The sequence below is a fragment of the Streptomyces sp. BYX5S genome, from assembly GCF_054724165.1.
In genome coordinates, this window is record NZ_CM138829.1 from 6686441 (window position 1) to 6699268 (window position 12828).

A 12828-nucleotide genomic window follows, 5' to 3' on the forward strand; every position below is an offset into this window, starting at 1 on the left:
ACCCGAAGGCGTCACGCCTGTGAGGGGTGCGCGGCCGTGATCAGCCTGCGCATCCCCTCGGTGAGCTCCTCGGCGCTGGGCGCGCTCTCGGGGTCGAGCATGTATTCGGCGATGAGCCCGGTCATCAGCGTCATGTAGAGCTTGCCGAGGGTGTCGACGCTGGGGTGGTCGGCGGGCGGTTCGTCCCCGCCCATGAACGCGGGGATGACCCCGCGGCCGCCCTCGCTCTGCGCCTTCGCGACGATCTCCCGGACGGCGGGCAGCTTGTCGCCCATCGCGACGAGTTCCATGCCCAGGTGCCACATGGTGCCGGGCTTGCCGAAGCTCTCGATGACGTTGGCCCACACCTCGTGGAAGCGTTCGAGGGTGCCGGCCGGTGTCGTGAAGTCCAGGTCGAAGGCGCCGCCCGACTCCTCCGCGAGCGCGAGATACGCCTGCGCGAGCAGCGCGTCCTTCGACCCGTAGTGGTAGCCGATGGACGCCAGGTTCGCCCCGGACTCCTTGACGATGTCGCGCGCGGTCGTGCGCACGAACCCCTTCTCCAGCAGGCAGTGCTTGGCGCCTTCGAGCAGATCCTCACGGTGTCCCATGCCGTCACCCTATCCGGAATTCAAACGGCTGTCTTATACAGTCGTTCTAGACACGCGTATAAGACAGCCGTACATTCCCTCTCATGACACCGACGACGAACCCGCGGCCCCGGGCCGGGGCCAATCCGTGGGCGGCCTTCACCGTCCTGATGCTTCCTCTGCTCCTGGTCTCGATGGACGTCTCCGTGCTCTACTTCGCGGTCCCGGAGATCAGCCAGGAACTGCACACGAGCGCCGCCCAGCAGCTGTGGATCTTCGACATCTACGGCTTCGTCCTGGCCGGCCTGCTGCTCACCATGGGCTCCCTCGGCGACCGCATCGGCCGCCGCAAGCTCCTCCTCATCGGCGCCGCCGCCTTCGGTGCGGCCTCCGTGCTCGCGGCCTACGCACCGAGCGCCGAGGCGCTGATCGCGGGACGCGCGCTGCTGGGGATCGGCGGGGCGACGCTGATGCCGTCGACCCTGGGCATCGTCCGGACGCTGTTCACCGACGACGCCCAGCGGGCCAAGGCCATCGGCATCTGGTCCGGCGCGATGGCCGGCGGCGTCGCCCTCGGCTCGGTGATGTCGGGCGTCATGTTGGAGCACTTCTGGTGGGGCTCGGTCTTCCTGGTCAACGTGCCGGCGATGCTGCTGCTTCTGCTGGTCGGCCCGTTCCTGCTGCCGGAGAGCCGCGACCCCAACCCGTCGGCCCGCTTCGACCTGCTGTCCGTGCCGCTGTCGATGGCCACGGTGCTGCCCGTCGTCTACGGCCTCAAGCAGATCGCCTCCGAAGGCTTCGAAGCACGCCAACTGCTGTTCGTGGCCGCCGGGTTCGTCTTCGGCGCCCTGTTCGTCCAACGCCAGCGACGCGTCCCGTACGCGATGCTGAGCCGCTCGCTGTTCACCAACCGGATCTACGCGACGGGCATCGCGCTCAACACCCTGGTGATGTTCTCCATGATGGGCTCGGCGTTCTTCACCACCCAGTACCTCCAGTCGGTGCTCGGCTACGAGCCGCTGAAGGCCGCCCTGTGGTCGCTGGCGCCGTCCCTGCTCATCGGCGGCGTGGCGCCCTTCGCGGCGACGGTCGCCCAGCGGGTCGAGAAGCGGTTCGTCGTGGCGTCCGGCTTCCTGATCACGGCGTCCGGCTTCGCCCTGATGTCCTTCGCGGGTACGGACTCCCTGGCGCTGGTCCTCGCCGGTGCCGCCCTGATCGGCTGCGGCGTGGTCTCCGTGGCCTCGGTCGTCACCGATCTGGCGCTGGCCGCGGCGCCCGTGGACAAGGCCGGGACGGCGGGCTCCCTCCTGGAGACCGGCCAGGAGTTCGGCGGGGCGCTCGGCATGGCGGTGCTCGGCTCGGTCGGCACCGCGGCCTTCCAGGCGGGACTCCCCGCCGGGGCCCCCGAAACGCTCGGCGAGGCGGTGACCGTCCCCGGCCTGGTCGACGCGGCCCGCACCGCCTTCGTGGACGGCATGTTCTGGGCCTCGTGCACGGCGATGGCGGTGCTGCTGGCGGGGGCGGGTCTCGCGCTGTGGCTGCTGCGGGTACGGCCGGGCGAGGCCGCGCGGGCGGCCGACGCTCCCGACGCCACCAACGCCCGCACGACGGAACCGGTCGCCTGAGTCGGACACCGGGGCCGGACATCGGCAACGGGCGGGGTGCCGTGGCTCTCAACGGGCCCCGGCATCCCGCCCGTTGCCGATGTCCGCCGCGATTGTCAGTGGCGGGTGCCAGGATCCGCGACATGGACGAGACGACTTTCGACTGGCGGCGCTTCCTCGGGCGGTGGAGCGAGGAGTGGTCCGACGCACGGCGCGACGCGGTGGACCTGTCGGCGGACGACGAGGAGTCGGTACGGGACCGGTGGCTCGGCTTCGACCCGGCGCCGCAGGAGCGGATCACCGCGCTGGAGCGTCGGCTGGGACGTGAACTTCCGCCGTCGTACCGCGAGTTCCTGCGGATCAGCGACGGCTGGCAGCACGCGGGGAACTTCGTGTGGCGCCTCGCGGGCACCGAGCAGGCGCACTGGCACGAGGACGCGATGGGCCTCGGCTCCGACTTCGACACGTTCTGGGGCGAGGAGGGCAACACGCCGGAGGTCCGCGCCCAGGTCGGCCTCTGGTCGCGCGCGCTCCGGCTGGACGCGGAGTCGGACATGGTCTTCGTCCTGCTCGACCCCGAGGACGTGGGCCCGGACGGCGAATGGGCGGTCCGCACCTGGGCCTCCTGGCGGGCCGCGGACCCCGACAGGTACCCGTCGTTCGCGGCGTTCATGGTGGCCATGCACCAGGAGTTCCACCGCTTCGCGGCCGAGGCCGGAACCGGATTCGCCAACGACACCACCCGCGCTCAGGACGCCGCCGTCGACCGCGCCCGCACGGCCGCGCTGCGGGGGCGGCACGAGGAGGCGGCCGGGCTGCTGCGCGAGGCTGCGCGGTACGGGCGACCGGGGGCGGCGTCGATGCTGCGGCAGCTCGAAACGGTGCGCGGCGGCGGCGCGCCGGGAGTCCCGTCGCATCCCGCGGACCCCGGATACCTCACCGATCTGCTGCCCCTGGCGGCGGCCCACTTCGCCGTCGGGCAGCGCGGCTCCGACCCTGCGGGCTGGCACCACGCCAACCCCGGCATCTTCCCCGACACCGCCGAAGCCGCCGCCGACCTACTCCGTCGGATGCTCGACGGCACCTACGAGTACCGGCCCGGCGGCGCCTTCGGCGAGGCGGTGAACGCGGCGCGTGAGGCGGCCCGTTGGGGCGATACGACGACGGCCTGGCGACTGCTCCGCGAAGGCCTGCCGTCGTGGCGGCCCCTCGGCCCGGACCAACTCGCCCCGCTCGGACTGCTCGCCGACCCGCTCCTCGCCCCGGCGCTGACGGCCGAGCGCCGACTCGAACTGCTGGCCACCGCGCGCGGGGACGAGCGCGACGCGGCCGGTGAGCCCGCCCGGGAACCGCGCCGCGTACCGGAACCGCTTACCGCACCCGAGCCGGAGCCCGAGCCCGACGGTCTCTCCTGGGTGGTGCGCCCCGGCCTGCGGCCGAACCAGCCGGGCGACGTCCGGTTCGTGCTGGTGGAGGGCGCCGCCCCGGACGCCCTGCCCGAGCTGCTGGGCGCCGCCCCCGGCGCGACCCTGACGCCGCCGCTGCGCGCCTGGGACGTCCGCCGCCACCACCGCCCCGCACAGCGTTCCTTCACGTCGGACGAGGACTTGGTGCTGCTGCGGGTCGGGCGGGCGGGGCCGGGGTGGAGCTTCGGGATCGACGAGGACCCGCCGGCCTCGTACCTGGCCGAGCGGTTCGTCTCCCCCGCGCTCGCGGCGTCGGCCGGGGGACGCCGGGCGATCGTGGTGTGGTGCGGGCAGCGCTGGGGCCGGGTGACGTTGCACGTGTCGGCCGCGCGGGACGGCAAGCCGCTCTACGGCTTCACCGCGCGCGCCGGCATGGTCGAGTCGCGCTCCGGCGAGATACCCGCCGAACTGGCCCCGGAACGGCTCGGCTTCACCACGGCCACCGCCACCACCACTCCCGCCACCGGCCCCGGCACCGGACCTGGCCCCGCCCAGGAGGAACAGGTGAGCGCGGCAGTCCGTGCCCTGGACGCGTTGGCCGGGTTGTACCGGGTGGGCCTCCCCCGGCTCGCGCTGACGGCGGGTCGCCTGCACAGCTTCGAGGCGGCTCCCTGGGTCCGGTCCCCCGCGCCCGGCGAGCCCCACGCCACGCTCGCCTTCGTCCGCCACCGGAGCGGCGGGTCCCCCAAAGGACGGTGACGCCGGCTGCCGCCGATGGTCGCGGAGTGGTGCGTTCGGTCTTCTCCGGGAGGGCGTCGGCCGGGCCGTGCCAGGATGGGCGCGTGGAACAGACATTCGGGGCGCCGTTGATCGGCCGGGCGGACGAACTGGACCGGCTCACCGGTGCGCTGGGGCGGGCCGAGGCCGGTGAACCGCGGGCCGTGCTCGTGGCCGGGGACGCGGGCGTCGGCAAGACCCGGGTGCTGACGGAGGCCGCCGCGCACGCCGCCGCCACCGGGACGACCGTCCTGACCGGCCACTGCGTGGACCTGGGCGACGTGGGCCTGCCGTACCTGCCGTTCACGGAGATCCTCGGCGCGGCCGCCGCCGACAAGCGGCTCGCCCCGGCCTTCGCCGCGTACCCGGCCGTGGACCGGCTGCTCGGCGCCGCCTCCGGCACCGGCGCCGCACCGGACCCCGGCGGCCGGCTCCAGCTCTTCGAGGGCGTCGCGGGACTCCTCGCGGACCTGGCCGAACTGACCCCGCTCCTCCTCGTCGTCGAGGATCTGCACTGGGCCGACCAGTCCTCCCGCGACCTGCTCCGCTTCCTGCTCAGCCGCGGCGCCCGGCGACGGCCCGCGCAGGAGGGCCGGCCCCGCCACTTCACGCTCTTCGCCTCGTACCGCACCGACGACCTGCACCGCCGCCACCCCTTGCGGCCGCTGCTCGCCGAGCTGATCAGGCTGCCCACCGTCGACCGCCTCGACCTGCGGCCGCTCCCCGACGCCGATGTCGCCCGGCTCGTGCGCGCGCAGCATCCCGGCCCCGTCGCCGACAGCACCGTCCGCCGCATCGTCGACCGCGCCGAGGGAAACGCCTTCTACGCCGAGGAGTTGCTCGCCGCGCTGCCCGGCGACGAGGGCCCGGTCGCGCTGGGCGGCCTCGCCGACGTGCTGCTCATCCGGGTCGAGCAGCTGACCGACAGCGCCCAGCAGGTGCTGCGCACGGCGGCCGTCGCGGGCCGCCGCGTCGGGCACGACCTGCTGCGCGACGCCGTCCAACTCCCGGAGGAGCAGCTGGAGTCGGTGCTGCGCGAGGTCATCGGGCGGCAACTGCTGCTGCCGGGCGACGACGCGACGTACTCCTTCCGGCACGCCCTCATCCGCGAGGCCGTGTACGCGGACCTGCTGCCCGGCGAGCGGATCCGGCTGCACCGGCTCTTCGCCGAACTCCTCGCTGCGGGCGGGCGCCCGCCGGAGCGGGCCGCGGAGCGCGCCCACCACTCCCGCGAGAGCCACGACCTCGGCGACGCGCTGACCGCTTCGATCGAGGCCGCCGACCACGCCCAGCGCGTCGGCGCGCCCGCCGAGGAGCTGCGCCACCTGGAGACCGCGCTCGAACTGTGGGCCGTGGTCGACGCGGCCGCCCGCCCCGAGCACCACGACACGATCACGCTCGCGCTGCGCGCCTCGGCGGCCGCCGCGCGAGCCGGGGAGCCGCACCGCGCGGTCCAGCTCACCCGCTCCGCCCTCGCGAGCACCGGCTCGGACGCCGATTCCGAGGTCGCCGCCCGGGTCCGCTACACCCTGGCGGGCAACCTGATCCGGATCGACAACCCGGAGGCCGCGTTCACGTACAGCAGCGAGGCACTGGGCCTGATCCCCGCCGACCCGCCGTCGCACACCTGGGTGTGGGCGGCGGCGACGCACGTCATGGCGGCCCGGTACGTGGGCCGTGACGCGGACGCCGAGCGCGTCGCCCGGCAGGCCCTCGACGTCGCCGAGCGGCTCCGCCTGACCGACGCGCAGGCCGACCTGCTCGTGTCACTGGTCGGCCTGGAGCCGCACGACCGGGGCACCCCGCGGGGCCGCGAGCGGCTGCGCGACGCCCTGGCACTGGCCAGGACCTCCGGGAACCTCCCGGTGGAGATGCGCGCCCTCTACAACCTCGCCGTCGGCGCCTACGAGTCCGGCGCCCTGGACGAGTGCCTCACCTGGCTCGGCGAGGGCCTCGACGGCGCCCGCCGCGCGGGCCTGCTCTCGTCCCCGTACGCCCTGGAGCTGCGCTACCTCCAGTCCCTGCTGCTCTACACGCTGGGCCGCTGGGACGAGTGCGCGCGGGCGGCCGCCGCCGACGCCGAACTCCTCCCGGCCGCCGGGGCGTTCGCGACCGCGCCCGCGCTCTACGTCGCGCTGGCGCGCGGCGACCTCAACGCGGCCGTCGCCGGAGCCAACGCCCTGTACGAGGGCGAAGGCACCGCCGACTGGATGGCGCTGCTCGTCGCGAACATCGTGCTGACCGACGCGGCGGCGCAGCGCGGCGACGCCGAAGGCTCCGTACGGCAGTTGCACACGGCCGTCGACGCGCTCACGGACTCCACCGGCTCCGGGCGGCCCGACGCCGTGGTCCGGCTCGCCGCGCTCGCCCTGTCGGCGGTCGCGGACGCGGCGGAGCAGTCCCGCCTGACCGGCGACGCGGCGACCGCCGAGCGCTGGGCGGGGACCGCGGCCGAACTGGTGGAGCTGGCCCGCGACACGGCGGCCCACGGCGGGGACGTTCCCGACCAGGGCCCCGAGGGCCTGGCCTGGCTGGCCCGCGCCGAGGCCGAGGCGGTCCGCGCCGCCACGGGCCCGGACGTCGCGGCCTGGGACCGCGTCGTGACGGCGTTCGGCTACGGCGAGCCGTACGAACTGGCCCGGTGCCGCCACCGTTTCGCGGAGGCGCTGCTCACCGCGGACCGCCGCGACGAGGCCGCCGAGCAGGCCTACGCGGCCCGCGACACCGCCGAACGGCTCGGCGCCGTGCCCCTGCGCGAGGCCCTGGACACCCTGATCCGGCGGGGCCGCCTCTCCGACGCCCCCGCCGCCGGGGAGCGCATCGCCGCGCTGACCGCCCGGGAGAGCGACGTGCTGCGGCTGCTGGGCCGGGGCCGCACCAACCGGCAGATCGGCGAGGAACTGTTCATCAGCGGCAAGACGGCGAGCGTCCACGTCTCGAACATCCTCGCCAAGCTGGGTGCGTCCAGCCGCACCGAGGCCGTCGGCATCGCCTACCGCGAGGGTCTGATCGCACCGGAGACCAGCGCCTCCGGCTGAACGCACGAGGGCCGGGCCACCCGTGGGTGACCCGGCCCTCAGCCGTGTTCGGTAAAGCCGTCGGACCTCAGACGAGGTTGACGGAGCGCGCCGACGTGGCGCCGATCTCGGCGGCCAGCTCGTTCAGGACGTTCTGCGGAACGGTGTCGTCCACGGTGAGGACCGCGAGGGCCTCGCCGCCGACATCGGCGCGCGAGACCTGCATGCCGCCGATGTTGATGCCGGCCTCGCCGAGAACACGGCCCACCGTGCCGACGACGCCCGGACGGTCCTCGTAGCGCAGGACGACCATGTGGTCGGCGAGCGCCAGGTCCACGTCGTACTCGCCCACCGCGACGATCTTCTGGAGGTGCTTCGGGCCGGCCAGCGTGCCGGAGACCGAGACCTCCTGGCCGTCGCCGAGGGTGCCGCGCACGGTGACGACGTTGCGGTGCTCGTGCGACTCGGACGACGTGGTGAGGCGGACCTCGACGCCGCGCTCCTGCGCGAACAGCGGGGCGTTGACGTAGGAGACCGTCTCGTCGACAACGTCCTCGAACACGCCCTTGAGCGCGGAGAGTTCGAGCACCTTCACGTCGTGCTGGGTGATCTCGCCGTAGACCTCGACGTCGAGGCGGACCGCGACCTCGCCCGCGAGGGCGGTGAAGATGCGGCCGAGGCGCTCGGCGAGCGGCAGGCCCGGCTTGACGTCCTCGGCGATGACGCCGCCCTGGACGTTCACGGCGTCCGGCACGAGCTCACCGGAGAGCGCGAGGCGCACCGACTTGGCGACGGCGACACCGGCCTTCTCCTGCGCCTCGTCCGTGGAGGCACCGAGGTGCGGGGTGCAGACGACCTGGTCGAACTGGAACAGCGGGGAGTCCGTGCAGGGCTCCTTCGCGTACACGTCGAGGCCGGCGCCGGCGACGCGGCCCTCCTTGAGCGCCGAGTACAGCGCCTCCTCGTCGACGATGCCGCCGCGCGCGGCGTTGACGATCCGCACGTTCGGCTTGACCTTGTGGAGCGCCTCGTCGCCGATGAGGCCGAGGGTCTCGGGGGTCTTGGGGAGGTGCACGGTGATGAAGTCGGACACCTCGAGCAGCTCGTCGAGGGTCAGCACCTTCACGCCCATCTGCGCGGCGCGCGCGGGCTGCACGTACGGGTCGTACGCGACGACCTTCATGCCGAACGCGGACATGCGCTGCGCGACGAGGGCACCGATGCGGCCCAGGCCCACGACACCCAGCGTCTTCTCGGCGAGCTCGACGCCCGTGTACTTGCTGCGCTTCCACTCGCCGCCCTTGAGGGCCTGCGAGCCCTGCGGGATGTTGCGCGCGGTGGCGATCAGGAGACCGCAGGCCAGCTCGGCGGCGGTCACGATGTTCGAGGTCGGCGCGTTGACGACCATCACGCCGGCCTTGGTGGCGGCGGAGACGTCCACGTTGTCGAGGCCGACGCCGGCTCGCGCGACGACCTTCAGCTTCTTCGCGGCGGCGATCGCCTCGGCGTCGACCTTGGTGGCCGAGCGGATCAGGATCGCGTCGACGTCGGCGATGGCCGGGAGCAGCTCGCCCCGGTCCGCGCCGTTGCACTGGCGGATCTCGAAGTCCGGGCCCAGGGCGTCGACCGTCGCGGGCGACAGCTCTTCGGCGATGAGTACGACGGGTTTGCCGGTGGCAGCAGTGCTCACGTGAGTCCTCACAGGTCCAATGCGGACGGCCGTCCCGACGGCCGCAGGCGGTGGAGGGTGCTTGCCGCGTGGAAGACGCACGACGCTGTGGGCCCAACGCGAATGTAGTCAGCAGTGTAGTGGCGCTGGGGAGGGCGTCTTGCGCCTCCCCGGAAGGATCACTCGTCCGAGGCTGGACGGAATGGACAACGGGCCGCGGCTCGGCCGCGGCCCGTTGTCGGAAGGCTTACGCCTCCTCGTCGTTCACCCAGCTCATGAGCTTGCGCAGCTCCTTGCCGGTGGTCTCCAGGAGGTGGTTCTCGTCCTGGGTCTTGTACTCGTTGTACTTCTTCAGACCGCCGTGGTACTCGTCCATCCAGTTCTTGGCGAACGTGCCGTCCTGGATCTCGGCGAGGACCTTCTTCATCTCGGCCTTGGTGGCGTCCGTGATGATCCGCGGGCCGGTGACGTAGTCGCCCCACTCGGCGGTCTCGGAGATCGACCAGCGCATCTTCTCCAGGCCGCCCTCGTACATGAGGTCGACGATGAGCTTCAGCTCGTGCAGGCACTCGAAGTACGCGATCTCCGGCTGGTAGCCGGCCTCGGTCAGCGTCTCGAAACCGGCCTTGACCAGCGCGGCGGTGCCACCACAGAGAACGGCCTGCTCGCCGAAGAGGTCGGTCTCGGTCTCCTCGGTGAAGGTCGTCTTGATGACGCCGGCGCGCGTGCCGCCGATGCCCTTCGCGTAGGAGAGGGCGAGGTCGAACGCCTTGCCCGAGGCGTCCTGCTCGACGGCCGCGATGCACGGAACGCCGCGGCCCTCCTCGTACTGGCGGCGCACCAGGTGACCCGGGCCCTTGGGGGCGACCATGCAGACGTCGACGTTGGCCGGCGGCTTGATGAAGTCGAAGCGGATGTTCAGACCGTGGCCGAAGAACAGCGCGTCGCCGTCCTTCAGGTTGTCCTTGATCGTCTCCTCGTAGACCTGGGCCTGGATCGGGTCCGGGACCAGGATCATGATGACGTCGGCCTCGGCCGCGGCCTCGGACGGCGTGACCACGCGCAGGCCCTGCTCCTCGGCCTTCGCCTTGGACTTCGAGCCCTCGTGCAGACCGACGCGCACGTCGACGCCCGAGTCGCGCAGCGAGAGCGCGTGGGCGTGGCCCTGGGAGCCGTAGCCGATCACCGCGACCTTGCGGTTCTGGATGATGGACAGGTCGGCATCGTCGTCGTAGAACAGCTCGGCCACTGGGGTTCTCCTTGGTGTGCTGGTGTTGCGTCCCACCGTACGGCGGGGTGCGGAAGGAAGGTTCGGGGGTCTCGCTATGCGAGCTACGCGGTGCGGTCGAGCGCCCGCAGGCTCCGGTCGGTGATGGAGCGCGAGCCGCGGCCGACCGCGATGGTGCCGGACTGGACGAGCTCCTTGATGCCGAAGGGTTCCAGCATCTTGAGCATCGCCTCGAGCTTGTCGCTGGATCCGGTGGCCTCGATGGTGACGGCCTCCGGGGAGACGTCCACGGTCTTGGCGCGGAAGAGCTGGACGATCTCGACGATCTGCGAGCGCGTCTCGTTGTCGGCGCGGACCTTGGCGAGCACCAGCTCGCGGGCCACGGCCGAGTCGGGCTCGAGCTCGACGATCTTCAGGACGTTGACCAGCTTGTTGAGCTGCTTCGTGACCTGTTCGAGCGGGAGCGATTCGACATTCACGACGATGGTGATGCGCGAGATGTCGGGGTGTTCGGTGACACCGACGGCGAGCGAGTCGATGTTGAAGCCGCGGCGCGAGAAGAGGGCGGTGATCCGGGCCAGGACACCGGGCTTGTTCTCGACGAGGACGGAGAGCGTGTGCTTGGACATGGTCTTGGTTCCTTCTCCTGCGGCTCTCAGTCGTCTTCGCTGTCGCCGAAGTCGGGGCGGACGTCCCGGGCGGCCATGATCTCGTCGTTGGAGGTGCCGGCGGCGACCATCGGCCACACCATGGCGTCCTCGTGGACGATGAAGTCGACCACGACCGGGCGGTCGTTGATCGAGTTCGCCTCCTCGATGCACTTGTCGAGGTCCTCGGGGCGCTCACAGCGGATGGCGTAGCAGCCCATGGCCTCGCTGAGCTTCACGAAGTCCGGGATGCGGGTGCCCTTGTTGGGCGGGGTCTCGCCGTCCGGGCCCGCGTGCAGCACGGTGTTCGAGTAGCGCTGGTTGTAGAACAGCGTCTGCCACTGGCGGACCATCCCGAGGGCGCCGTTGTTGATGATGGCGACCTTGATCGGGATGTTGTTCAGGGCGCAGGTGGTCAGCTCCTGATTGGTCATCTGGAAGCAGCCGTCGCCGTCGATCGCCCAGACCGTCTGGTCCGGGGCGCCGGCCTTGGCGCCCATCGCGGCGGGGACCGAGTAGCCCATGGTCCCGGCGCCGCCCGAGTTCAGCCAGGTGGCTGGCTTCTCGTACTGGATGTAGTGCGCGGCCCACATCTGGTGCTGGCCGACGCCCGCCGCGAAGATCGTGTTCTCGGGGGCGAGTTCACCGATGCGCTCGATGACCTGCTGCGGGGAGAGCGAGCCGTCCGCGGGCTGGTCGTAGCCGAGCGGGTAGGTCTCGCGCCAGCGGTTGAGGTCGTTCCACCAGGCGCTGTAGTCGCCGGCGTGACCGTCGCTGTGCTCCTTCTGGACCGCCTGGATCAGGTCGGCGATGACCTCGCGGGCGTCACCGACGATCGGCACGTCGGCGGCGCGGTTCTTGCCGATCTCCGCCGGGTCGATGTCGGCGTGCACGATCTTGGCGAACGGCGCGAAGCTGTCCAGGTTGCCGGTGACGCGGTCGTCGAAGCGGGCTCCGAGGGCGACGATCAGGTCGGCCTTCTGCAGCGCGGTGACGGCGGTGACCGCACCGTGCATGCCCGGCATTCCCACGTGCAGCGGGTGGCTGTCGGGGAATGCGCCGAGCGCCATCAGGGTGGTGGTGACGGGCGCTCCGGTGAGCTCGGCGAGCATCTTCAGCTCGGCGGTGGCGCGGGCCTTGAGGACGCCGCCACCGACGTAGAGGACGGGCCGCTTCGCGTTGGTGATCAGCTTCGCGGCCTCGCGGATCTGCTTGGCGTGCGGCTTGGTCACCGGGCGGTAGCCGGGCAGGTCCTGCTGCGGCGGCCACGAGAAGGTGGTCTGCGACTGGAGGATGTCCTTCGGGATGTCCACGAGGACGGGGCCCGGACGGCCGGTCGAGGCGATGTGGAAGGCCTGGGCGATGGCCTGCGGGATCTCCTCGGCCTTGGTGACCAGGAAGCTGTGCTTGGTGATCGGCATGGTGATGCCGACGATGTCCGCCTCCTGGAAGGCGTCCGTGCCGATCGCCTTGGAGACGACCTGGCCGGTGATCGCGACGAGCGGCACCGAGTCCATCATCGCGTCGGCGATCGGCGTCACCAGGTTCGTCGCACCCGGGCCCGACGTGGCCATGCAGACGCCGACCTTGCCGGTGGCCTGCGCGTAACCGGTGGCCGCGTGGCCCGCACCCTGCTCGTGACGGACGAGCACGTGGCGCACCCGGCTCGAGTCCATCATCGGGTCGTACGCCGGAAGGATCGTGCCGCCGGGGATGCCGAATACGGTGTCGACCCCGACCTCCTCAAGCGAGCGAATGAGGGACTTCGCACCCGTGACGTGCTCGACGGGCGCGGACTGCTGTCCTCCGGAACGGGGCCGCGGCTGCGGCTGGCTGGCCCCGGTGGCCTGCTCGGTCATCGGCATTCTCTTCTCGATGCTGAGGGTTTTTGCGAGGGTTGTGCAGGGTCTT

At 72.1% G+C, this 12828-nt stretch carries 8 protein-coding genes; 3 read left to right on the top strand and 5 right to left on the bottom strand.

Features of this window, described 5'->3' with window-relative positions; genetic code table 11:
* Nucleotides 1–11: 11 nt before the first annotated feature.
* Nucleotides 12–590, bottom strand: a complete 579-nt coding sequence (locus ACYBSK_RS30120; protein WP_457480397.1) for a TetR/AcrR family transcriptional regulator — start codon at nucleotides 588–590, stop codon at nucleotides 12–14.
* 83 nt (nucleotides 591–673) lie between these two features.
* On the opposite strand from ACYBSK_RS30120, the gene ACYBSK_RS30125 reads away from it, so the two are divergent.
* The 3 genes from ACYBSK_RS30125 (at nucleotide 674) to ACYBSK_RS30135 (ending at nucleotide 7394) form a co-directional block, all read left to right on the top strand.
* Nucleotides 674–2194, top strand: a complete 1521-nt coding sequence (locus tag ACYBSK_RS30125) for an MFS transporter (RefSeq protein ID WP_460244010.1) — start codon at nucleotides 674–676, stop codon at nucleotides 2192–2194.
* Nucleotides 2195–2316: 122 nt separating this feature from the next.
* The gene (locus tag ACYBSK_RS30130; RefSeq protein WP_460244011.1) at nucleotides 2317–4338 is read left to right on the top strand and encodes an SMI1/KNR4 family protein; all 2022 of its coding nucleotides are present in this window, start codon (nucleotides 2317–2319) and stop codon (nucleotides 4336–4338) included.
* Nucleotides 4339–4421: 83 nt separating this feature from the next.
* Nucleotides 4422–7394, top strand: a complete 2973-nt coding sequence (locus tag ACYBSK_RS30135; RefSeq protein WP_460244012.1) for a helix-turn-helix transcriptional regulator — start codon at nucleotides 4422–4424, stop codon at nucleotides 7392–7394.
* Between the two features lie 67 nt (nucleotides 7395–7461).
* Here ACYBSK_RS30135 and serA read toward each other — a convergent pair whose 3' ends face one another.
* The 4 genes from serA to ACYBSK_RS30155 all read right to left on the bottom strand — a co-directional run bounded on the left by serA (nucleotide 7462) and on the right by ACYBSK_RS30155 (nucleotide 12776).
* Complete coding sequence (gene serA, locus ACYBSK_RS30140; protein WP_457480400.1) at nucleotides 7462–9063, bottom strand: phosphoglycerate dehydrogenase; 1602 nt, start codon at nucleotides 9061–9063, stop codon at nucleotides 7462–7464.
* A 226-nt stretch (nucleotides 9064–9289) separates the two neighbouring features.
* Entirely contained in the window at nucleotides 9290–10291 is a 1002-nt protein-coding gene (gene ilvC, locus ACYBSK_RS30145) for a ketol-acid reductoisomerase (RefSeq protein ID WP_457480401.1), read from the bottom strand.
* A gap of 83 nt (nucleotides 10292–10374) precedes the next feature.
* Nucleotides 10375–10899: an acetolactate synthase small subunit gene (ilvN, locus tag ACYBSK_RS30150; RefSeq protein ID WP_425829179.1), complete on the bottom strand. Its 525-nt coding sequence runs from the start codon at nucleotides 10897–10899 to the stop codon at nucleotides 10375–10377.
* Nucleotides 10900–10925: 26 nt separating this feature from the next.
* The gene (locus ACYBSK_RS30155) at nucleotides 10926–12776 is read right to left on the bottom strand and encodes an acetolactate synthase large subunit (protein WP_457480403.1); all 1851 of its coding nucleotides are present in this window, start codon (nucleotides 12774–12776) and stop codon (nucleotides 10926–10928) included.
* Nucleotides 12777–12828 lie beyond the last annotated feature (52 nt).

Bases quoted from the DNA above. Each gene is read 5' to 3' on its own strand.
- ACYBSK_RS30120 (WP_457480397.1), bottom strand. From the start codon at position 590: ATGGGACACCGTGAGGATCTGCTCGAAGGCGCCAAGCACTGCCTGCTG.
- ACYBSK_RS30125 (WP_460244010.1), top strand. From the start codon at position 674: ATGACACCGACGACGAACCCGCGGCCCCGGGCCGGGGCCAATCCGTGG.
- ACYBSK_RS30130 (WP_460244011.1), top strand. From the start codon at position 2,317: ATGGACGAGACGACTTTCGACTGGCGGCGCTTCCTCGGGCGGTGGAGC.
- ilvN (WP_425829179.1), bottom strand. From the start codon at position 10,899: ATGTCCAAGCACACGCTCTCCGTCCTCGTCGAGAACAAGCCCGGTGTC.
- ACYBSK_RS30155 (WP_457480403.1), bottom strand. From the start codon at position 12,776: ATGACCGAGCAGGCCACCGGGGCCAGCCAGCCGCAGCCGCGGCCCCGT.